The sequence below is a fragment of the Aeromonas hydrophila subsp. hydrophila ATCC 7966 genome, assembly GCF_000014805.1.
GTDB classification, from domain to species: Bacteria; Pseudomonadota; Gammaproteobacteria; order Enterobacterales; family Aeromonadaceae; genus Aeromonas; species Aeromonas hydrophila.
Genome location: NC_008570.1, coordinates 1,493,939 through 1,516,004, shown reverse-complemented (window position 1 = coordinate 1,516,004; position 22,066 = coordinate 1,493,939). Strand labels below are relative to the sequence as shown.

The following is a 22,066-nucleotide window of genomic DNA, read 5'->3' as shown; positions in this document are numbered from 1 at the left end:
TTACTCATAAAACTCCGAATCTTCGGCCTCGCCAAAGCCTGTGCCCCAGAAATAGGGTTCTTCTGTTTCCCGCTCCAGCGAGCCCATGGCAGCTCCGACGAGCTGTGCCGCATTGGCGACCTGAATATCTTCCGGAACCCTTTGTCCATCAGTGATATAGCTGATAGGCAGCGCATTCTGGATACACACGTTAATCACTTCGCCCAGATTCAGACTCTCATCCAATTTGGTAAGTATGCAGCCGCTCAATGGAATACGCCGGAAATGGTCCACCGCTTCCTGCATCACCCGACGCTGGGAAGTGGCCGACATCACCAGGTAGCTGCGGATGCGTACCTTGGCATTCTTGACCAGGGTATCGAGCTGCTCGGTCAGCCGGATATCCCGCTGCCCTACCCCGGCGGTATCAATGAGCACCAGCCGGCGGTGACGGAACTGATAGAGCGCATTGGCCAGCTCCTCGGCATCCCGCACCTGCCGCACCGGGCAGCCCATGATGCGACCATAGGTCTGCAGCTGTTCATGGGCACCGATCCGGTAGTTGTCGGTAGTGATGAGCGCCACCTGCTCGGCGCCATACTTCATGGCAAACCGCGCCGCCAGCTTGGCAATGGTGGTGGTCTTGCCCACCCCGGTCGGCCCGAGCAGGGCAACCGCCCCACCCTGCCGCAGAATTTCGTCTTCGCTGATCTTGAGCTGGGCCGCCAACACCTCGGCCAACTGGGCCATGGCCTGATGGATGGACATATCCTCGGGGATAAGGCCGGCCAGCTGATCGGCAAAGGCATCGTCAAACCCTATCTTCTTGAGCTCCTTGATGAGCAGGGCACGCATCGGCTCGCGACGCTCAACCTCCTGCCACATCAGGCCGGAGATCTGGTGCTCCAGCAGCTTGCGGATGCTGGCCATCTCCTTGCGCATCCCCTCCATCTCCTGATCCCGCTGGGGGGATTGGGGAGCACGGCCGGGCGCGGCGGCTCTCGCCTTCGGTTTGGCGGACTCGGGAGCGGCTCCCCATTGTCCCTGTTCGGCCAGAGTGCGGGGCGCGCCGCTGGCAGCAGCCGACGGGGCACCGCTCTGGCCCGCCTGACCGTTCTGGGCCGGGTTCAGCTTCTGCTGGCGGGCCAGCAGGGCGGCCAGGGTGTCGGCATAATGTTCGTTCTGCTCCTGGGCCGGACTCGGTGCAGGGCGGGTCATCTGCCGTCCGGCAGACGAGATATTGACGCTCTCATCGTTTAACTGACGGCGAACCGGCGCATCTTTGGGTCCCGGAACCTGGGATTGATAATCGACAGCGGCGACTATTTCCACCCCACCGGTGACCTTCTTGTTGGACATGATGACGGCATCGGGCCCGAGAGTCTCCTTGACCTCGGCCAGAGCCGTTCGCATGTCCTTGGCAAAAAACCGCTTAATCTTCACCCGTCATCTCCGCTAACTAGTTCTGCCCTACCGCACTGACGATGCGGATTTGCTTGTCATCAGGCACTTCCTGATAAGACAGAACGCGCAATCCAGGAATGGCATTCTTGACAAATTTCGCCAGGGTATTGCGCAGTATCCCTGATGTCAGAAGCACGGCCGGTTGGCCTTCCAGTTCTTGTCGTTGAGTGGCTTCCACCAGCGAGCGTTGCATCCGCTCCGCCAGACCCGGCTCTATGCCGGCGCCATCACCACCCCCTGCCTGCAGGGATTGATGCAATATACGTTCCAATTCCGGTGCCAAGGTGATCACCGGCAGTTCAGGATCCGGGCCGGCAATTTCCTGCACGATCAGCCGGCGCAGGGCGATACGGCAGGCCGCCGTCAGCACTTCCGGATCCTGGCTGCGCGGGGCATATTCCACCAGGGTCTGCAGGATAGTGCGCATATCGCGGATTGGCACGCCTTCATTGAGCAAATTCTGCAATACCTTCACCAGGTTACCCATGGTGATGACCTCAGGAACCAGCCCTTCCACCAGCTTGTTCTGGTGCTTCCCAATCATGTCGAGCAACTGTTGTACTTCGTCATGGCCCAGCAGCAGGGCGGCATGGTTGGAGAGGATTTGGCTGAGGTGAGTGGCCACCACGGTCGCGGTATCCACCACTGTGTAGCCAAGGGTCTGCGCCTGGGAGACCTGCTCCTTGGCAACCCACACAGCCTCCAGCCCGAAAGCGGGATCCCGGGTCGCAACCCCCTGGATCTGGCCGAACACCTGGCCCGGATTGATGGCCATTTCCTTATCATGGTAAACATTGGCCTCGCCGGTACTGACTCCCATCAAGGTGATGCGATATTGGTTCGGGGCCAGATCCAGGTTGTCGCGGATATGCACCGCAGGCACCAGAAAACCCAGCTCCTGGGAGAGCTTCTTGCGCACCCCCTTGATCCGGTTGAGCAGCTCGCCGCCCTGGTTGCGATCCACCAGCGGGATGAGTTGATAACCCACCTCCAAGCCGATGATGTCCACCGGCATCACGTCGTCCCAGCTCAAGTCTTTCTGCTCGTGGGTCTGCTCCGTGCTCGCCGGCATCAGCTCGCCCTTGGCCGCCTTGGCCGCCAGCTGTTTCTCGCGGCGCAGCAGCCACCAGGCACCGGCAGCGGCGATGGCCCCCAGACTGAGGAACGCCAGATGGGGCATGCCGGGCACGCTGCCCATCATCAGCAGGATACCGGCCGAAATGATCAGGGCTTTGGGATTGTCGAACAACTGGCCCAGCACCGCGGTGCCCATGTCCTGATCCGTGTTCTGGCGGGTCACTATGATGGCGGCGGCGATGGAGAGCAGCAGCGACGGGATCTGGGCCACCAGACCGTCACCGATGGCCAGCAGGGTATAGATCTGGGCCGCTTCGCTGAAAGTGAGCTGGTGCTGCACCATCCCGATGATGAAGCCGCCCAGGATGTTGATGAAAAGGATCATGATCCCCGCCACCGCATCCCCTTTCACGAATTTCGAGGCACCGTCCATGGAACCGTAGAAGTCGGCTTCCTGGGTCACGTCCTGGCGGCGCTTCTTGGCCTCTTCCTGATTGATGAGGCCGGCGTTCAAGTCCGCATCGATGGCCATCTGTTTGCCGGGCATGGCATCCAGGGTGAAGCGGGCGCTAACTTCTGAGATCCGGCCCGCACCCTTGGTGACCACCACGAAGTTGATGATCATCAGGATCATGAAGACGATGATGCCGACCGTGTAGTTGCCGCCGATCACCACGTTGCCGAAGGCTTCGATCACGTGGCCGGCCGCCGCACTGCCGTTGTGGCCTTCCAGCAACACCACCCGGGTAGAGGCGACGTTGAGCGCCAGCCGCAGCAGGGTCGCTATCAGCAGCACGGTCGGGAAGGCGGCAAATTCGAGCGGACGGCGGGTGTAGACGGCCACCAGCAGCACCACAATGGAGAGCGCGATGTTGAAGGAAAACAGGATATCCAGCATCAGCGGCGGAATGGGCAGCACCACCATGCCAAGAGAGGCCAGCACCAGCAGCGGCGTCCCCAGGCCCTTGGTCAACAGCCACTTGTACTCTTTGATTCGGCCCAATGATGCCTGGAGTTTCATCGTTTTTCTCAATCTCAAACCGCTGATGCCAGATTAAAGCAAACATCAAGCCAACAATACAAGATATTGAAATACAATGATTTTATTTTGACTGTGTCAGAAGTTTGTCATTTGCGGAATTCGGTTGGAATGGGCAGATCCTTGGCCAGCGGATTGGGACGGCGACCACGGCCACGGCGGAACTTCTTGAGCTGATAGACATAGGCCAGCACCTGGGCCACGGCGGCAAACAGTCCTTCCGGGATCTCGTGACCAATTTCGGTGGCGTGGTAGATGGCGCGAGTCAACGCCGGGGACGGCATCACCGGGATCTCGTACTCCCTGGCTATCTCTCTGATCTTCATCGCGATTTCATCGGTGCCCTTGGCCACTACCTTGGGCGCGCTGCCCGGCTTGGCGGTATCGTACTTGAGCGCCACCGAGTAGTGGGTTGGGTTGGTGATGACCACGTCCGCCTTGGGTACATCCCCCATCATGCGGCGCATCGCCATCTCCATCTGCAGACGGCGGATCCGCCCCTTCACCTCGGGTTTGCCTTCGCTGTCCTTGAACTCGTCCTTGACCTCCTGCTTGGTCATCTTGAGCTGGCGCATGTGGTTCCACTGCTGGAACGGCACGTCGATGGCCACGATGGGAATGAGGGCGCAGCAGAGGATGATCAGCATCCACAGCAGCAGATCCAGCGCGTCTATGATGCCGCCCGGGTAGCCCTCGAGGGAGAGATTGAGCAGGTGGTTGAACTGGCTGGAGAGCATCCACCAGGCGAACAGGGAGATGAACACCACCTTGGCGATGGACTTGACCAGCTCGACCAGGGATTGCACCCCGAACATCCGCTTGATGCCGTTGAGCGGGCTCAGCTTGCTCCACTTGGGCAGCATGGCCTCGGAGGAGAAGTTCATCCCCCCCATCAGGATGTTGCCGACGAAGGCGGCGATGGCCACCAGCATGAACAGCAGACCGAGTGGGTGCAGCAGCTCGCGCAGCAGGGCCGGCAGCATGGTCATCATGGCATTGGGGTCGAACGCCTGCTCCCGATCCAGAGTAAAGCCCATGGTGAGCACCTTGACCATGGCGCCGGCCAGGCTCTCCTTGACCATCAGCAGGCCAAACACGGCCGCCAGCAGGACGCTGGCGGTACCCAGCTCCTTGGATCGTGCAATCTGCCCTTTTTCCCGGGCTTGTTGCAGTCGTTTGCCCGTGGGTTGTTCGGTACGTTCCTGATCGGTATCAGCCATGCTGACCCCCGCACAGGTCGAGGCAATCCGGCATCAAACCCGCCGGAGCGCCGTTGTTCAGTCGCACCATGCCAACAGGGCAGGTCCAGGCAATCAATCTCGGGCAATGGAGCCCCCAGCCTGCCGCCGGCATCTTACTGCCCCCCCAGGCACTGGGTGCCGATGAGGGTGCAACTGGTCTCCTGCACCCGCTCCCACATGCTGTCGAAATGGCCGAGGAAGCCACCTATGGTGAGCCAGAGGATCAGCAGGCCCGACATCATGCTGACCGCAAAGCCGATACTGAAGATGTTGAGCTGGGGGGCGGCGCGGGTCATGACGCCAAAGGCAAAGTTGATGAGCAGCAGGGCGACGATGGCGGAGAGTGCCATCACCAGCGAGGCCTGATACATGACCCCGAGAAAACCGATCAGATCGCGAATGGAAGGCAGGCTGAGGCCGCTGTCCGACACCGGCAGGGTATCAAAGCTCAGCACCACCATGCGCAGCATGATGAGGTGGCCGTCCACCGCCAGAAACACCAGGGTCGCCAGCATCAGGTAGAACTGGCCCACCACCGGTGCCGACTGGCCGTTCATGGGGTCCACCAGAGTAGCGAAACCCAGACTGGTCTGCATGGCGATGATCTGGCCGGCCATCACGAAGCTCTCCATCAGGAACTGGGTCATGAGACCGAGCGCGACCCCGATGAGCAACTGCTGGCCCAGCACCAGAAAACTGCCGACCGAGAACAGCTCTATCTTGGGCATGGGGGGAAGCAAAGGGGCAATCATCAGGGTCAGCGCCAGCGCCAGGCTGATGCGCACACGGGCCGGTGTCAGCCGGCTGCCAAACACCGCCATCACCATCAGCAGCCCGCTCACCCGCGCCAACGGCCAGACGATGGAAGACAACCACTCCATGATGAGAGCGGTTGTGTAGGTCATCCGGGCACCTTGCGGGCCATCGAGGCCGGCAACGAGCACAGAAGGCCGCCCTGCTCGAGCTGGCCCATCATCCCACCACCTCCGGAATTTGGCTCACCATCAGCAGGAAGAAGTCCATCAGACTCTGCAAGCCCCAGTGCGCCCCCGCCCCCAGTGCAAACAGGGTGACGATGAGACGGGGCAAAAAGCTCAAGGTCTGTTCGTTGATGGAGGTGGCCGCCTGGAAGATGGCCACCAGCAAGCCGACGCAGAGGCTCGGCAGGATCACGGCACACACCATGATGGTGACCAGCCAGAGCGCCTCGCGAAACACGTCGATAAAGGTTTCAGGACTCATGCCGTTCGCTCCTTGCGTTGCTCGCCCTTAGCCACCGGCGCCCAGCCCGAAGCTGTTGGCCAGGGATCCCAGGATCAGGTTCCAGCCATCCACCATGACGAACAACATCAGCTTGAATGGCAGGGAGACCAGCATCGGCGACAACATCATCATCCCCATCGCCATCAGGATACTGGCCACCACCAGGTCTATCACCAGAAACGGCAGAAACAGCATGAAGCCTATCTGGAACGCGGTCTTGAGTTCGCTGGTGACAAACGCCGGGATCAGCACCCGCAGCGGCACGTCGGCGGGCTTGTCCACCTGCACGTTCGCTATCTCCATGAAGGTGTTGAGATCCTTGATCCGGGTCTGGGCCAGCATGAACTGGTGGATGGGCAGCTCGGCCTTCTCCAGCGCCTCCTTGGCCTGGATGGTCTCGGCCAGATAGGGTTGCAGCGCCTCGTTGTTGATGCGATCCAGCACCGGCGACATGATGAAGAACGACATGAACAGGGCAATGCCGATCAACACCTGGTTGGAGGGGCTCTGCTGCAGGCCGATGGCCTGGCGCAGAATGCCGAGCACTATGATGATGCGAGTAAAGGAGGTCATCATGATGACGATGGCCGGCAGGAAGGAGAGCGCCGTCATCAGCGCCAGCACCTGCAGGGTCAGGCTGTATTCCTGGCTGCCATCCGCCATGGTCTTGATGGTGACTGCCGACATGCCGTCCTGGGCCAGCGCCAGCGGCGAGCAGAGGATCAGGAGGGATAACAGGCCGACCAGCAGCCCACCGTGCGGCCGTGAGCCGTTAGCTTTTTTCATGCTTGCCCATCAATTTGCCAAGCTGCTGGGAAAACGCCTGGGGCTGGCTCTCGTCCAGCGGCTCTTCCAGGCGATAGAGAAAGTTGACCTGCTGCGGCGTCACCCCGAGCAACAGTTGCTGTTCGCCCACCTTGACCACCAGCAGCTTCTCCTTGTAGCCCACCGGCAGGCTGGCGATGACCCGCATCTGGCCGCCCCCCATGGCGGTGGCAATCTTGCTCTTCTTGAGCAGGAAACCGAGCACCAGGATGAGGCCTATCACCATCAGGCTGGAGAGCAGCCAGGAGGTGAGGCTGGGCGGATTGGCGCCCGCACCGGGTTCAGCCAGTGCGGGGAGGGAGAGAAGCCACAGCGGGAAGAGACGGATCATTTTAGTTTCTTGATCCTTTCGATCTGACTGATGACGTCAGTCAGCCTGATACCGAACTTGTCGTTCACCACCACTACCTCGCCGTGGGCGATCAGGGTACCGTTGACCAGTACGTCGAGCGGCTCGCCCGCCACCCGATCCAGCTCCACCACCGAGCCTTGGTTGAGCTGCAGCAGGTTGCGGATGCTGATCTGGCTGCGGCCCACTTCCATGGCGATGGTCACCGGAATATCCAGAATGGTATCCAGCTTGCGCCGCTCCTCGGCACTGATGGGGGCATCATCCTTGAGCTCTTCGAGGGGAGCGGGCTTGGCTTCGGCAGTCACCTGCTCTTCCAGCGCGGCTGCCCAGGCGTCCGCCATCAGATCCTCTTCATCAGTTCCGCTCATCTTGAATTCCTTATGCTGCTTTCTTGACGGCCTGCCAGTGCAGATCGCCGTTTATCGTTGTTGATCTTCGATGCTGCGCTCGAGCTCTTCCAGCTCGGCCTCGCCATCAATGCGTACACCGCCCCGGGTCACCAGATGCATCTCGGTCTTGACCCCTTCCGGGCGCTTGAGTTTGTCGGTGATCTTGAGCGCCACATTGTCCTTGGTCCGCCCCATCTTGGCATGGAAGGTGGGCAAGTCCTCCACGAACACCAGCAGGTTCTCCGGCATCTCCACCGGGATGATGTCGCCGGGTTGCAGCTCCATCAGCTCGCGCAGGGTGAGCTCGGTCTCCAGCAACTTGGCCCGCAGCTCCACCTTGACGTCCATGATCTCGTCGCGCAGTGCCTTGCTCCAGCGCACGTCGGTGTCACCCTTGTCGCTCTGCACGCCGGCGTCCAGCAGCTCGCGGATGGGCTCCAGCATGGAGTAGGGCATGGCCACGTGAAAGTCACCGCCACCGCCATCCAGCTCGATGTGGAACGAGCTGACCACGATCACCTCGGTGGGGCTGACGATGTTGGCCATGGCCGGGTTCACCTCGGAGTCGAGGTACTCGAAGCCCACGTCCATCACCGGTGCCCAGGCGTCCTTGTAATCCTCGAACACCAGCTTGAGCAGCATCTGGATAATGCGCCGCTCGGTGGGGGTGAACTCACGCCCCTCGATCTTGGCGTGGTAGCGGCCATCGCCACCGAAGAAGTTCTCCACCAGGATGAAAACCAGCCGTGCCTCCATGGTGATGAGCGCGGTCCCCTTGAGCGGGCGGAAGCGCACCATGTTCAGGCTGGTCGGCACGAACAGGGTGTGCACGTACTCGCCGAACTTGAGCATCTGCACGCCGTTGATGGAGACCTCGGCGGTGCGGCGCATCATGTTGAACAGGCTGATCCGCATGTGACGGGCGAAACGCTCGTTCACCAGCTCCAGGGTCGGCATGCGACCACGGACGATGCGGTCCTGGGAGGAGAAGTCGAACTGGGCGACGCCGGGATCCCCCGCCGCGCCTATCTCTTCCTCTTCGACATCATCGACCCCGTGCAAGAGGGCATCAATTTCGTCCTGACTTAACAGATCGCTCACGCTTCACCCTTATTGCATGACAAAGCCGGTAAACAGCACTTGTTCGATAACGGGGGAAGAGACCAGGTCATTGAGCACCCGACGGCACTCTTCCAGTGAATCCTTGCGCAGCTTCTCCTTGCCCTCGAAGGTCATCAGCTGCTCGCTGGTGGCCGCACTGAAGACCCGCAGCAGGGTGCCTTCGATGAGGGGGATATTCTGCTTGGCCAGCGTCTCGTCGGCGGTGCCGCGCACCATCAGCTGGATCTTGATCTGCACCAGCCGGTCGCGCTGACCACCGGAGACGTTAAACACGAAGGGGCGCGGCATGCCCACGTAGAGCGAAGGCTGGGGCGCCGCCTCCTTGGGCTTGGCGTCTTTGCCCTCCCCCGCGGCCTCGGCCGCCGGTTTGTCGCCGCCGGACAGCATGAACCAGGCGCCGGCCCCGCCGCCACCCAGCACAATCACGGCCAGGGCGATAATCATGATCAGCTTCTTTTTCTTGCCTGCCGCCGGGTCTTTCAGCGTCAGTTCGTTATCGTCTGCCATCCCTTGTCCACCCTAGTCTCAAACTTGTTCGATATCATAAACTTACTCGGGCTGGCATCAAGCATAGAAATCAATTCCGCTGTCGTTTGTCGATTCCGTCGACAAACGCATGCCGGCGCCCGTGACCTCTGCCTCAGTTTGGCCTGTTTCGGCAAAAGATCCGCTGCCTTTTTGGCCTTGCTGGCCCTGACCGGCAAATGCCGACTGGCCCTGTGACTGCTGCTGCGGCTGTTGTTGCACCAGGGTCTGGCCCAGCTGGATGCCCTGTCCGGCCAGCATATCACGCAGCCGGGGCATGGCCTGCTCCAGCATTTCCCGGGTCTGGCCGTGCTGCACCACGAAATGGACGTTGGCCTGGCTGTCAGCCCCCATCTGGATCTGGATCTTCATCTTGCCAAGGCCGAGGGGATCGAGCTGGATCTCCGCCTGCTGCAGCTTGTCCGCCAGCATCAGATTGACCTTCTGATGCAACTGGGCCGGCGCCTCCGGATCGGCCAGCTTGAGATGGGGCAGGTTGGCGGGCTCGCGCCGCGCAGCCGCTTCGGTGGCCGCCGGCCGGTTGTCATGACCCACCGCCTGGGGCTGGCTGTTCTGCTGGACCTGCTGGCTGCGGCTGCCCTCCGGGGTGGTGGTCGTCTCGCTGCTCTCCTGGGCGCTACCACGAGCCAGCTCTGCCACCTTCTGCTTCACGTCGACTTTCACCTCGCTGCGGGCCCTGGGGGCTTCGCTGCGCTCGGTGGCTTCCATCTGCTTGAGCCCGGCTGACAGGCTGGCCAGGGACGCTTGCGGGCCCTGCGGCTCGCTGCTGGCGAGCACCTGTTGCGGCGCCACCAGCACGGGTTCGCTGGCTGGGGCCGGCGCCGGTGCGCCGCTGCTGGCGGCAGGAGCAGGCTGGCCCTCGGCCTTGGCAGCTACCGGCTTGGACTGCCCATCTGCATCGGCAGCGGTCTGCGTCGGCGCCTTGTCAGCAGCGGCGCTGCTCGAGCCGCCATCGGTGCGAGTCACCCCCTCTTCAAACGCTCTGGCGGCGCCGGGCTGAGTGGCCACGGCCTGGTGGGTGGCCTGCAGCGGAGCGGTTTTTACCGGCTCTTCCTTGCCCGCCATGGGCGGCACCACTGGCTTGGCCCCCTTGTCGGCGCCCTCCAGCTGGATTTTGGTGTCATTTTCACCCTGTTCGCTTAACGCGGCGGCGGGCACCTTGCTCAACAAGGCCGCCCGCTCGGCGGCGGAGAGCTCGTTTTTGCTCCCCTTGGTCTCTTTGCCATTGCTATCGGTAGGTTGGTTGGCATTGGCGCCGGTGCCACTCTCCTTGCCACTTCCCTCTTGCCCGGTTTCCTGCAGCTGAGCCGCCAGGGCGGCGTCATCCGTCATGACAACATCCGGCTGCGCGGCCTTCGCATCAACCGGCACACTGGTTTCGCCCGTGAGCAAGCTGGCAGCCTGGCGGGCCAACGCGGCGGCACTGGTCGTCGCCCCCTGCTTGTCGCTGCTGCCGGCGAGCGGCTGGGTGAGGGTGGCCGCTGCCTCGGCCGACTCGGCGTCCGCGCCCTTCTGCGGCAACATCTTGCCGTCCGTCTCGACGACGGGTGCGGTGGCGACCAGATTGATGGCCGGCGGGGCGACCAGGGAGGTGTCCTGTTTGAGGGCATCCTGCAGACGCTGCAAGAAATCGTTGGGGGCGAGAGTGGAGTCGGGCTCGCTTCCCTTCTGTGGTTTGTCGTCGGCGCCAGCGGACTCTTCAGCCTCATTCGCCAAAGATTTGGCAGCCTCGCCCTTGGCGGTCGGCACCGGCTTGTTGCTCTCCAATGCACCAGCACTCCCCTGCTCGGCGCCAGGCCGCGCCGGAACCTTGTTATCAGCATTGGGGGCCTTGCCATCAGCGTTGGCAACCTTGCCATCGGCTTTGGCATTGACCTTGTCAGCCTGCTGCACCCGGTTCATCACCTCGGAAAAGCCGACCTTGCCGTCGCTCTGCAGGGCCCCTTCACCGCCATCCTGGCTCGCCGTCAGCACAGCGCTCTTGTCGGCAGCGGCAGCGGTCGGTGCGGCGGGAGAATTGGTTAACAGTGTCTGCATCATGGTGAAGATTCCTGGCGACATTCGGCTTCGGGTTTATCCTCAGCTCCCCGGGGGAAGTGAGGCGCACACGGGATGACAAGAAGAAAGCAAGTTACAGGCCAGAATGGTGGAAACGGCGCAGCATGGCGTACTCGTCCAGCATCTTCTGCTCCTGACGCTGGGCTTTCTGCTGCTCGCGTCCCGCCTGTTTGGCCAGCAGCAACTCCACCGCCTTGCGCCGCTGCTGGGCGGCCAGCCACTCCTCGCGGCGCAGCTCCAGCGCCTGGCGTACCTGCAGCACTCCTTCGTACTGCTGGGTGGCTGCCTGCTCGAGCTTGTTGATGAAGGCGTGATACTGGCTGTTCTGCTGGGCACCTATGCCCTGCAGGCCGCGGTCGGTCCACTGCTGGTGGTAGATCTGGCGGTACTGGTTGAGCGCGTCCTGCTGCTCCATGAAGATCTTCAGATCCTGCTGGGCCTTTGCCAGCGCCAGCGCCGCCTGCTGTTCGGCCTCCACCAGCCGCTCCGACAACATTACCAAGCCTTTACTCATGGGCACGCCTCCCTCTTATCTTCTCGTCAACGCATCAGCGGCATGGCCACCAGCTGCAGGGCCTGCAGGCCGGCATCGTAGTGAATGACCTCGCGCATTCCCTGCTGCAAGAACTGATCCAGATAGGGTTTTTGTATTATGGCGCGGTCGATGCGGGGGTCGGAGCCCTGGCTGTAGGCACCGATAGTGATGAGATCGCGGTTCTGCTGGTAGAGGGAGTAGAACTGCTTGAGGGTGCGCGCCAGCTCCATGTGTTCCGGCGAGGTCACCATGGGCATCACCCGGCTGATGGACTTTTCGATGTCGATGGCCGGGTAGTGGCCCGCATCGGCCAGCTCGCGCGACAGCACGATGTGGCCGTCGAGGATGGCCCGCGCCGCGTCGGCGATGGGATCCTGCAGATCGTCCCCTTCCGTCAGCACGGTGAAGAAAGCCGTGATCGAGCCCTGGCCGTCGCTGCCGTTGCCGGCCCGTTCCACCAGTGCCGGCAATTTGGCGAACACCGAGGGCGGATAGCCCTTGGTGGCCGGCGGCTCGCCCACCGCCAGGGCGATCTCGCGCTGGGCCTGGGCGTAACGGGTGAGCGAGTCCATCAGCAGCAGCACGTTGAGCCCCTGATCGCGGAAATACTCGGCGATAGCCAGCGCCGTCTCACACCCCTTGAGCCGCATCAGCGGCGAGGCATCGGCCGGCGCCGCCACCACCACGGAGCGGGCACGCCCCTCCTCCCCCAGGATCTCCTCGATGAACTCCTTCACCTCGCGGCCCCGTTCGCCGATGAGCCCCACCACCACCACGTCGGCCACCGAGCCACGGGTCATCATGCCGAGCAGCACGGATTTGCCGACGCCGGAGCCGGCGAACAGCCCCATCCGCTGGCCCTGCCCCACGGTCAGCACGGCGTTGATGGCGCGCACCCCCACGTCCATCGGTTGATGGATCGGGCGGCGGGAGAGCGGGTTGATGCGGTGCTGGGCAAACTGTACCGTCTGGGAAGAGAGGATGGGACCGAGCCCGTCCAGCGGCTGACCGATGCCGTCGATGACCCGCCCCAGCAGGTTCATGCCGACCGGGATGCCGTGCTCCTCGGTGATGGGCACTACCCGGGCACCGGGAATGACCCCCTTGAGCTGTTCGCTTGGCATCAGAAACAGCCGATCGCCGGAGAAACCGACCACTTCGGCCTCCAGCGAGCCATCCTGGGTATCGATGCGACAGAGCGCCCCGATGGCGGCACGACAGCCGATGGCTTCGAGGGTCAGCCCCACCACCCGGGTCAGCTTGCCGGCCACCGGCGGTTTGGGGGCAATATCGCGTACCCGATACCCTTGCAACCGATTGAGTAACGAGCCGCTCATCCGGCCTCCTGAGATATGACGTTGAATGGGTAGAGAAAGCAGACGGGCCGCACCCTGGCGGCCCGCACGCCCTTAGCCGCGGGCATCCTGCGATGTATTGTCACGCAGGAAGTTGCGCAGCAGCTGATCGATGCGCCCCGCGAGGGTCAGATCGATGCTGGAGAGTTCGGTGGCCAGTTGCAGATCACCGGGGGAGAGAGTGGGATCGCTTTGCAGCCGCCAGTGGCGCTTGGCACACTCCTCGGCGCCGAACGCCTGCTCGACCCGGGCCAGATCGTCCGGGTGCAGCATCAGGGTGACCCCCAGTTCGGCGGCCGGCAACAGCGCCAGCCCCTGCTTGAGCGCTTCGAGCAACAGCCGGGGCGAGGTTTCGGCCTCGTGACGGATGAGCGCGCGGGCCAGCTGCATCACCAGAGCGATGAGCTGCTGCTCTACCGCGCCGTCCAGCTCCTTGAGCGGGTTGGCGAGGCGATCGATCAGCCCCTGCCAGTGGCTCATTTGCTGCTCCACCAGCTCGCGGCCGAGGGCCAGCCCCTCCTCCTTGCCCTGCTCCAGCCCGGCGGCATGGCCCTGCTGCAAGCCTTCCAGCTTGCCCTCTTCGAGCCCCTTGGCGTAACCGGCGTCACGCCCCTCGGCCATTCCCTCTTCCCAGGCGGCCTGGCGGATCGCTTCGAGCTCCTCGGCAGTGATGCTGGGGGCCGGCTCCTCCACCGGTTCTTCGACCGGAACCTCTTCTTCCTGCCGATACCAGTCTGGCGTCAGCCCGAGAGCATTGGTCTCGACCTCCGCCTCGACCTCCATCTCGGGCCAGCCCCAGGTCTGGACCTGGCTCTCATCCCCGTCGGGTCTGACATAACCGCGCAGCTTGTTGTTGTTCATCTGTCTGCCGCACTCCTCGCCATAATGCTGCCCAGTCTGCTATTCACGCCGACGTGACCGTTCATCAGAGGAACTCCTCGCCGCCACCGGCACCCAGCATGATCTCGCCGGCATCCGCCAGACGGCGGGCGATGGAGAGGATCTCCTTCTGGGCGGCTTCCACTTCGGAGACCCGGATCGGCCCCATGGCCTCCAGATCGTCCGCCAGCATCTCGGCGGCCCGCTTGGACATGTTCTTGAATACCTTCTCGCGCATCTGATCGTCGGAGCCCTTGAGCGCCCGTTGCAGCAGATCCCCCGGCACTTCTCGCAGCATGGTCTGGATGCCGCGATCGTCCACATCGATGAGGTTTTCGAACACGAACATCAGATCCTGGATCTGCTGGCTCATCTCCTCGTCCGACTCGCGGATGGAGTCCATCAGCTGGCCTTCGATGTTGGTGTCGAGGTAGTTCATGATGTTGGCTGCCGCCTTCAGGCCGCCCATCTTGGCTGCCTGGGCACCTGCCGCACCGGCGAACTGTTTCTCCATGATGTCGTTGAGCTCTTGCAGTGCCGCCGGTTGCACCTCTTCCAGGTTGGCGATACGCATCACCAGATCGAGGCGCACCTGTTCCGGGAACTGGCTCAGGATCTCGGCCGACTGTTCCGGCTCCAGATAGGAGAGGACGATGGTCTGGATCTGCGGGTGTTCGTTCTGGATGATGCTGGCCACCTGGCGGGCATCCATCCACTTGAGCGAGTCGAGGCCGCGGGCACCTGACCCCAGGATGATCTGGTCCACCAGGTTGCTGGCCTTGTCTTCGCCAAGGGCCGCCACCAGCGCCTTGCGCACGAAGTCTTCGCTGCCGATACCGATGTTGGTGTACTTCTGGATGTCGTCGATGAATTGACGGTGTACCGCCGCCACCCGGTCGTGACTGAAATCCGACATGGAGGCCATCGACATGCCGAGCCGCTGCACCTGCTTGGGCTCGAGATGGCGGAAGATCTGGGCGGCATCCTCTTCGTTGAGGCTCAGCATCAATACCGCCGCCATCTCCATCCCGCTCATCTGATCCAGGATCTGGCGCTGACTGTCGGTGATGTCATTGCCGGTGACCTGTGTCTTGTTTTCGTCAGCCATCTTTGTTCGCTACCCATTCTTTAATGACCTGTGCGGCCAGATCCGGTTCGTTCGCCACCAGCGCACGTACCGCCTTGAGCAAGTCTTCGTCACGGTGCAGATCCGGCAGTTTCAGATGGCCGTCACGTACCCCGAACACCGGCTCGGATTCAGCCTGAGCCGCCAGCAGACTGAGCTCGTCATCCCCACCCAAGACGGTGTGGTTGTCGAAGTCCAGTTCCCCTTCCGGCTTGGCATCCGGATAGAGCAGGCGCTTGAGCATGGGCCGTACCACGGTGACGATCAACACTATGATGACCAGCACGGAGGCGGCGATGCGCACCGCACGCCAGAACCAGGGCTGTTCGTAGAGCGGCGCTTCGGCCACACTTTCGAGCTCGGGCCGGTTGAACGGGATGGCGACCACCTCCAGAGTATCACCACGGGTCACATCAAAGCCAAGGCCACCGCTCAGCAGACGGCGCAGGGTATCGAGTTCGGGCTGGGTACGGGGCTCGCGGGTCACCTTGCCATCGGCAGCGGTAGACGCCTTGTAATCCACCGCCACCGAGACGGTCATGCGGCGGATGCCACCCATCTGGCGCCGGATATGGCTGACGGTGGTATCCAGTTCAAAGTTGCGGGTCGCCTCCTTGCGGGAGCGGCCGGAAGAGGACGCAGTTGTTTCGGCATTGGGGCCGGTCGCCTGCTGCGGAATGTTGGAGGCGGCAGGCGGCTGATTGGAGAGGGCGCCGGGCACGCCACCGTTGCTGCCGTTGGCGCTGTTCTCTTCCATGGTCATTTCGGAGCGCACCGCCGGCAAGTCCGGGTTGTAGGTCTTGCGGGTCTGCTCCTGCTGGGAGAAGTCGAGGGAGAGATCGACCTCCGCCGTATAATTGTCGGCGCCGAGCACCGGGATCAGGATGGCGTCAATTTTTTGTTTGTATTCCAGCTCCTGCTTCTGCTGCATCGCAAACTCCTTGCGAGTCTGGGCAGAGACGGGATCCTGGGAGCCCGAGTTGAGCAGGCGGCCGTTCTGGTCGGTCACGGTGACGCGAGTCGGCTCCAGACCGTGCACGGCGGAGGCGACCATGTCGACGATGGAGTCTACTTCACCCTGGCCGAGGGCATTGCCCTTGAGGCTCAGCACCACAGTCGCGCTGGGTTTGCGTTCGTTGCGGGCAAACACGTTGTCTTTCGGGATGGCCAGCAGCACCTGGGCCTTGGCCACGTTCTGGAACTGCTCGATGGCGCTGGCCAGCTGGCGCTCGCGGCTCAGCTTGAGACGCTCGCTCTCCATGCGCTGGCTGACGCCAAAGCTGGAGTCCTTGAGCAGGATGTCTTCCCCGTCACTGGTGGTGTCGGTGGCGTTGGCCAGGCCGGCACGGGTCAGCGCCAGCCGGATGCTGGAGTAGTTCTCGGCACTGACCAGCACGCTCTTGCCATCCACCTGATAGGGGATCTTCTGCTGATCGAGGTAGTCGAGGGTCTTGACCAGCTCCTGGGTGGTGTAGGTGCCAAGGGGCCGCATGTCCGGCTCCTTGCCCCACAGCAGGATGAAAACGGCGATCGCCAGACAGATGGCCAACCCCAGGATCAGGGTGATCTGACGCAGCACATCCGTGTTGGACAGAAAGCCGAGTGCTGAACTCTTCTGCTCATTCTCATCGAGGGCGGCACTCCCCTCATCGTTCATCAGCAGTTCGCCGTTTTGGTCATTAGCCACGATTTATGTCCTTATTGCTGACATGTTCATGATGTTCAGTTGCCATGGTGAGCGCGCTTATACCGGCATGTTCATGATGGTCTTGTAGGCATCGACCATCTTGTTGCGTACCTGCACCGTCGCCTCGAAGGCGATGGAGGATTTCTGCCCGGCGATCATCACCTGGGACAAGTCGACCGAGTTGTCGCCCATGTCGAAACGGGTACGCAGATCGTTGGCGGCACCCTGCAACTCGTTGACGTTGCCAAGGGCCTGTTGCAGCAACTGGCCAAAGTCGGACGTGACCTGGCGGCCGGGCTGGGTCAGCGGCGTGGCGCCGGCTTCGACCTTGAGTGCCTGCATCTCTTGCATCAGGCTGCTTGCACTAATTTCCATATTCCATCCCCAGACAGATCATTGACGCTGTCAGGGTGTAAGCAATTAGGGTGCCAACAAGTAGAAAACCACAAGGCAAGCGGGATGAGAGGGGGTAAGCAGCCCGTAACAGGCGATACGAGGGCAGATTATTTGCCAAGTGACGGCCTTCCCGTCAGCCAGCAAGATGCGGGCCGACGGAACAGGCCGGAAAGCGGGTGACTAGCGGGTTAGATCCTTGTCCACCCAATATTTGGAGCCAGAGATGTTGGCATCGAGCAGCAAGCCTTTCTCGCCGATCTGGTAGATGGCCATGCCGCCGTTGTACTTGGCGCTGAGCTCGGCGCTCTCCTTGCCCGCCACGGCCCCCATCTCGGAGGTGGCCTCCCAGCCTTGGCTCACGAAGGCATCGAACCTGGCCTTGTCTTCAAACAGGATCACCTGCTGGTAGAACTTGCCACCGAGCCCGGCCGCGAGCCCGGCACCGAACATCTTCATGTAGGTGTGCTTGCCGCTGGTACGATTGACCGCCACCCCGGCCCCCTGGTTGGTGTGCAGCATCAGGGAAAACTTGCGCGAGTCGAACACCGCATAGCCATAAGCCTTGTCAAACAACAGCTTGGCCGAGGGTTGCTGGTTGAACAGCCGTACCAGGGCGGTGTCAGCCATGGTATCGAGGGCAAGGCGCGCCTCGTCGGCCGTCTTGGGTTCGAGCATCTCGTCGAGCTTCTTGTCGGCCACCGTCAGCCACTCCTTGCCGGTCGCCACGCTCTTGTCGGTCCAGGCGCCGGCGGTGTTGAACGCCTCCGAACCCCACTGGGAAACCGATGCCCAGGTCGCCTTGGAGAAGTCGGTGACGCTCTGCCACGCCTCCTTGCTGGTGTCGCTCACCGCGCTGCCGAGCTCGCTCGCGGCCGCCTTCACCTTGGCCCAGTCAGCCAGGCTGGGGGCCGACGCCAGCGCCATGGTCGTTGCTATCACCAGGAATCGAATCTTCATGCTGTGCTCCACCCTTTGTGATGAGTTGATGGTCACAGTAGCAGATCTGGCCTAAGCCGGATAAGCCCAAGGGCACGAAGCGGGTCAATCAGTGACGCTCGTCATGATGGGCTCCATCCGATTGGCGACCTCGACGGGGCAAAGCCCGCCGCAGCTCTCACGCTATCTCGGGCAGAGTCGCAACAGGGCAAAACGAGGTAAGGCAAGTCATGACACCAGGCCCGCCGCCTAGCTGGCGGCGGGCTCTCGGTATTGCTGATGGATGGCGCGAAACGCCTCCTTGTTGCACAGCGCCGCGGCGACGCAGACGGGGTCGAACTGGCTGCCGGCGTGGGTTTCGAGGTAGGCAAAGGCCGCTTCGAACGTCCAGGCCTGCTTGTAGGGTCGCTCGCTGGTGAGCGCATCGAACACGTCAGCCACCGCGACAATGCGGGCCTCCAGCGGGATTGCCTCCCCCGCCAGCCCCTCCGGATAGCCCTGCCCGTCGAAGCGCTCGTGGTGATAGGCGATGATGTTCTTGAGCATGTCGGTGTGATGGATGCCGTCGAGGCCAAACTCGCTGATCATCAGGGCGATCATCTCCCGCCCCTTGAGCGGGTGGATCTTCATCACCCCGTACTCCTCTGGCGTCAGCTTGCCGGGTTTGAGCAAGATGGCGTCGGGCACCGCAATCTTGCCGATGTCGTGCAGCTCGGAGAAGAGATAGATGAACTCCACCTCCTCGTCGCTCAAGGGATAACGGGTGGCCACGGCGCGGGCGATGAGCCGTGAATAGGCCGACATCCGGTGCAGGTGATTGGCGGTCTCTTCATCCCGGTAGCGGCTGAACTCCCGCGCCGTGGTGAGCGCGCCGCTCAGGGTCTGAATCGAGAAAAACTCCACTGCGATGATGGCCGCCAGGATCTGGGCGTACGCCGCCAGTTCGCCGCGGATGGCGGGGTCGAAGTAGCCAGGCTCCCTGGCATCGCAAAACAGAAAACCGAACAGTTTGCTGTTGAACAACAGCGGTTCGGTGTAGCTGGATTCATAACCGGCCGCCAGCAGCTTGCGGCTGTGCTCGGAGGGGGAGCTCAGCAGCGAATCCAGCGTGTCGAGCACCCTTGCTTGCCGGTGTTCGGCCAGATAGCGTAGAGAGGGGACATCGCTCAGCTTGACCTCGTACTGCACCAGCGGGGAACTTCCCTCGGTGCTGTGGGCAAAGGTCTTGAGCCTGTCCGTGTGCTGGTCATAAATTGCGATGGCCACCCGGCTCAACTTGTCAAACCGCTGCCTGAGCGTGGCGTGCACGTTCTGCATTCTCTCGCCAAATGAGCTGTCCATCCCGTCCTTCCTTCCAGTCTGCCTGCAGGGAGTATAGTGACACCCGTCTTCCCGCTCTCGCAAAATTGAGTTGAAACTCAACAGCCAGCGAACTGACGGGGCAAGGGGGCCGCCATCGGCCCGTATCGGCTCAAAACGGACCTGCCTTGGCACAATCCTGCCTCGCCGGAGATATTGTTCGATTCCGCCGTGCCGGCTGTATAGTTTTTGGTTAGCCATTCCGGTAAAATCCGCGCCCTAAAACTAGAGCCACCTAAGAGTGATTGAGCGATGTCCAACACAAAACAGGCCCCCAAAGTAGGATTCGTCTCCTTGGGTTGCCCCAAAAATCTGGTCGATTCCGAGCGCATCCTGACCCAGCTGCGTACCGAAGGGTACGACGTGGTGCCCAGCTATGACGATGCGGAAGTGGTGGTGGTCAACACCTGCGGCTTCATCGACAGCGCAGTACAGGAGTCCTTGGAAGCCATCGGCGAGGCCCTGGCCGAAAACGGCAAGGTGATCGTCACCGGCTGCCTCGGCGCCAAAGAGAACCAGATCCGCGAGATCCACCCCAAGGTGCTCGAGATCACCGGTCCCCACGCCTATGAAGAGGTGCTGGGCCACGTGCACAAATATGTCGAGAAGCCGACCCACAACCCCTTCACCAGCCTGGTGCCGGCCCAGGGCGTCAAGCTGACCCCCCGCCACTACGCCTATCTGAAGATTTCCGAAGGCTGCAACCACCGCTGCACCTTCTGCATCATCCCCTCCATGCGCGGGGATCTGGTGAGCCGCCCCATCGGCGAGGTATTGGCCGAAGCCAAGCGCCTGAAAGAGGCCGGCGTGAAGGAGATCCTGGTGATCTCCCAGGACACCTCCGCCTACGGCGTGGACGTCAAGCACCGCACCGGTTTCTACGACGGCATGCCGGTCAAGACCAGCATGGTGGCCCTGTGCGAAGAGCTGGCCAAGCTCGGCATGTGGGTGCGCCTGCACTATGTCTACCCGTACCCGCACGTGGATGACGTCATCCCGCTGATGCGCGACGGCAAGGTACTGCCCTACCTCGACATCCCGCTGCAACACGCCAGCCCGCGCATCCTCAAGCTGATGAAGCGCCCGGGCACCGTCGAGCGCACCCTGGAGCGGATCCAGAAGTGGCGCGAGATCTGCCCCGAGATCACCCTGCGCTCCACCTTCATCGTCGGCTTCCCCGGCGAAACCGAAGAAGAGTTCCAGATGCTGCTGGACTTCATCGACAAGGCGGAGCTGGATCGGGTCGGCTGCTTCAAATACAGCCCGGTCGAAGGGGCCAAGGCCAACGAGCTGCCGGATCCGGTGCCGGAAGAGGTGCAGGAAGAGCGCTTCCAGCGCTTCATGGAGCTGCAGCAGCAGGTCTCCATCCGCAAGCTCGCCCGCAAGGTCGGCAAGGAGATGCTGGTACTGATCGACGAGGTGGACGAAGAGGGTGCCACTGGCCGCTCCGCCGCCGATGCCCCCGAAATCGACGGCCTGGTCTATCTGAACGGTGAGACCGGCCTCAAGCCCGGCGACATGGTCAAGGTCCGCATCGATGAAGCGGACGAGTACGACCTGTGGGCCAGCCTCATCGACTGATCCCCGGCAAGCGCCAACAAAAAAGCCAGTCAGTGACCCTGACTGGCTTTTTTATTGATTGCGCGAACTGGCTATACCGGCAGAACAGCAGTATCAAGCATCACTGGACCACCTTTTCTGACGAGGACGGGACGCCGGTATCCGCCACCATCACCAGCACATGAAGGCCTTTATAATGGACCTCCTCAAGGGCCTTGAAACCATGACGGCAATAAACGCCACCGGTCAGGTTCTCGGTTTGCAAGTACAGCTTGCTGATCCCCGCCCGGCGAGCACGGCTGAGGATCTCTGTTACCAGCAAGGAAGCGACCCCCTGCCCGCGCGCTTTTTCAACCACATAGACCCCACCCAACCAATGCTCGTACTCGGGAAACATCGCCATTTCGCGGATCTTGAGCTCGGCAGCCCCCACCCATTCACCGGCCAGGCGGGCCAGTACCATCAGCGGAGCCCGGTCGACCTGGGTGGCCGCCGTGACCTTGGCCAGTACCTGCTCTTGCGTGCAGCGACCAGTGTCGCGGCACCATTCGTCAAAATACCATGAGGCAACCACGCCTGCGGCAGAGGGCGCATCCGCCAGTAACAACAGCTCCATAAAATCCTCTTTTGCCTATGACCCCTGACCAGCAGGGGAGGGATGAACAGGGCGAGGCGAAACCCAGGGTCGCTCCAGCGGACGTCAGCCTCGGCGGCAGCGAGTCTCCAGGACTCGTCTGCCCCAGACTAGGTTACCGAATGGATATCATAACCAGCCGGAGAGCGGAAGCTGGCCATGCCTGAAAAGGCAGGTGCAGCCCCAGCCATTGGCAGAATGCGCTGGTTGCGCGAGGGAGCCAGGAGGCGTGTTCCCGCCATCA

The 22,066-nt window shown here is 62.1% G+C and carries 21 protein-coding genes; 1 reads left to right on the top strand and 20 read right to left on the bottom strand.

Features of this window, described 5'->3' with window-relative positions:
- From flhF to AHA_RS06855, 19 genes are all read right to left on the bottom strand, one after another.
- Positions 1-1,422 carry a flagellar biosynthesis protein FlhF gene (gene flhF / locus AHA_RS06945; protein WP_011705286.1) on the bottom strand — a complete coding sequence of 474 codons (1,422 nt, stop codon included), beginning with the start codon at positions 1,420-1,422 and terminating at the stop codon, positions 1-3.
- Between the two features lie 16 nt (positions 1,423-1,438).
- The gene (gene flhA, locus AHA_RS06940) at positions 1,439-3,541 is read right to left on the bottom strand and encodes a flagellar biosynthesis protein FlhA (RefSeq protein ID WP_011705285.1); all 2,103 of its coding nucleotides are present in this window, start codon (positions 3,539-3,541) and stop codon (positions 1,439-1,441) included.
- A gap of 107 nt (positions 3,542-3,648) precedes the next feature.
- A complete protein-coding gene (flhB, locus tag AHA_RS06935) occupies positions 3,649-4,779 on the bottom strand; it encodes a flagellar biosynthesis protein FlhB (protein ID WP_011705284.1) in 1,131 nt (376 codons plus the stop codon).
- Between the two features lie 134 nt (positions 4,780-4,913).
- Positions 4,914-5,705 carry a flagellar biosynthetic protein FliR gene (fliR, locus tag AHA_RS06930; RefSeq protein ID WP_011705283.1) on the bottom strand — a complete coding sequence of 264 codons (792 nt, stop codon included), beginning with the start codon at positions 5,703-5,705 and terminating at the stop codon, positions 4,914-4,916.
- Between the two features lie 67 nt (positions 5,706-5,772).
- The gene (gene fliQ / locus AHA_RS06925; protein WP_011705282.1) at positions 5,773-6,042 is read right to left on the bottom strand and encodes a flagellar biosynthesis protein FliQ; all 270 of its coding nucleotides are present in this window, start codon (positions 6,040-6,042) and stop codon (positions 5,773-5,775) included.
- 27 nt (positions 6,043-6,069) lie between these two features.
- Complete coding sequence (gene fliP, locus AHA_RS06920; protein WP_011705281.1) at positions 6,070-6,849, bottom strand: flagellar type III secretion system pore protein FliP; 780 nt, start codon at positions 6,847-6,849, stop codon at positions 6,070-6,072.
- Positions 6,836-7,219 (bottom strand): flagellar biosynthetic protein FliO, encoded by a 384-nt coding sequence (gene fliO, locus AHA_RS06915; RefSeq protein ID WP_005298795.1) that lies wholly within the window; start codon positions 7,217-7,219, stop codon positions 6,836-6,838. The genes fliP and fliO overlap by 14 nt, the downstream gene beginning before the upstream one ends.
- On the bottom strand, positions 7,216-7,608 hold the full coding sequence (fliN, locus tag AHA_RS06910) for a flagellar motor switch protein FliN (protein ID WP_011705280.1): 393 nt from the start codon (positions 7,606-7,608) through the stop codon (positions 7,216-7,218). Before fliN ends, fliO begins: the two co-directional genes overlap by 4 nt.
- Before the next feature lie 51 nt (positions 7,609-7,659).
- The gene (gene fliM / locus AHA_RS06905; protein WP_011705279.1) at positions 7,660-8,730 is read right to left on the bottom strand and encodes a flagellar motor switch protein FliM; all 1,071 of its coding nucleotides are present in this window, start codon (positions 8,728-8,730) and stop codon (positions 7,660-7,662) included.
- A 9-nt stretch (positions 8,731-8,739) separates the two neighbouring features.
- A complete protein-coding gene (gene fliL / locus AHA_RS06900; RefSeq protein WP_011705278.1) occupies positions 8,740-9,258 on the bottom strand; it encodes a flagellar basal body-associated protein FliL in 519 nt (172 codons plus the stop codon).
- A gap of 57 nt (positions 9,259-9,315) precedes the next feature.
- Entirely contained in the window at positions 9,316-11,337 is a 2,022-nt protein-coding gene (locus AHA_RS06895) for a flagellar hook-length control protein FliK (protein WP_164927585.1), read from the bottom strand.
- A gap of 91 nt (positions 11,338-11,428) precedes the next feature.
- Positions 11,429-11,869, bottom strand: coding sequence for a flagellar export protein FliJ (fliJ, locus tag AHA_RS06890; protein WP_011705276.1), 441 nt, complete (start codon positions 11,867-11,869; stop codon positions 11,429-11,431).
- A gap of 26 nt (positions 11,870-11,895) precedes the next feature.
- Positions 11,896-13,227 carry a flagellar protein export ATPase FliI gene (gene fliI / locus AHA_RS06885; RefSeq protein WP_011705275.1) on the bottom strand — a complete coding sequence of 444 codons (1,332 nt, stop codon included), beginning with the start codon at positions 13,225-13,227 and terminating at the stop codon, positions 11,896-11,898.
- A gap of 72 nt (positions 13,228-13,299) precedes the next feature.
- A complete protein-coding gene (fliH, locus tag AHA_RS06880) occupies positions 13,300-14,106 on the bottom strand; it encodes a flagellar assembly protein FliH (protein WP_011705274.1) in 807 nt (268 codons plus the stop codon).
- A 64-nt stretch (positions 14,107-14,170) separates the two neighbouring features.
- A complete protein-coding gene (gene fliG, locus AHA_RS06875) occupies positions 14,171-15,232 on the bottom strand; it encodes a flagellar motor switch protein FliG (RefSeq protein WP_011705273.1) in 1,062 nt (353 codons plus the stop codon).
- Positions 15,225-16,937 carry a flagellar basal-body MS-ring/collar protein FliF gene (gene fliF, locus AHA_RS06870; protein ID WP_016350050.1) on the bottom strand — a complete coding sequence of 571 codons (1,713 nt, stop codon included), beginning with the start codon at positions 16,935-16,937 and terminating at the stop codon, positions 15,225-15,227. The genes fliG and fliF overlap by 8 nt, the downstream gene beginning before the upstream one ends.
- A 57-nt stretch (positions 16,938-16,994) precedes the next feature.
- On the bottom strand, positions 16,995-17,312 hold the full coding sequence (gene fliE, locus AHA_RS06865) for a flagellar hook-basal body complex protein FliE (RefSeq protein ID WP_011705271.1): 318 nt from the start codon (positions 17,310-17,312) through the stop codon (positions 16,995-16,997).
- 201 nt (positions 17,313-17,513) lie between these two features.
- Positions 17,514-18,290, bottom strand: a complete 777-nt coding sequence (befA, locus tag AHA_RS06860) for a beta cell expansion factor BefA (RefSeq protein ID WP_011705270.1) — start codon at positions 18,288-18,290, stop codon at positions 17,514-17,516.
- Between the two features lie 228 nt (positions 18,291-18,518).
- Positions 18,519-19,610 (bottom strand): HD domain-containing phosphohydrolase, encoded by a 1,092-nt coding sequence (locus AHA_RS06855; RefSeq protein ID WP_164927584.1) that lies wholly within the window; start codon positions 19,608-19,610, stop codon positions 18,519-18,521.
- 270 nt (positions 19,611-19,880) lie between these two features.
- On the opposite strand from AHA_RS06855, the gene rimO reads away from it, so the two are divergent.
- Positions 19,881-21,209, top strand: a complete 1,329-nt coding sequence (rimO, locus tag AHA_RS06850; RefSeq protein WP_011705268.1) for a 30S ribosomal protein S12 methylthiotransferase RimO — start codon at positions 19,881-19,883, stop codon at positions 21,207-21,209.
- A gap of 100 nt (positions 21,210-21,309) precedes the next feature.
- Here rimO and AHA_RS06845 read toward each other — a convergent pair whose 3' ends face one another.
- Positions 21,310-21,804 (bottom strand): GNAT family N-acetyltransferase, encoded by a 495-nt coding sequence (locus AHA_RS06845; protein ID WP_011705267.1) that lies wholly within the window; start codon positions 21,802-21,804, stop codon positions 21,310-21,312.
- Positions 21,805-22,066 lie beyond the last annotated feature (262 nt).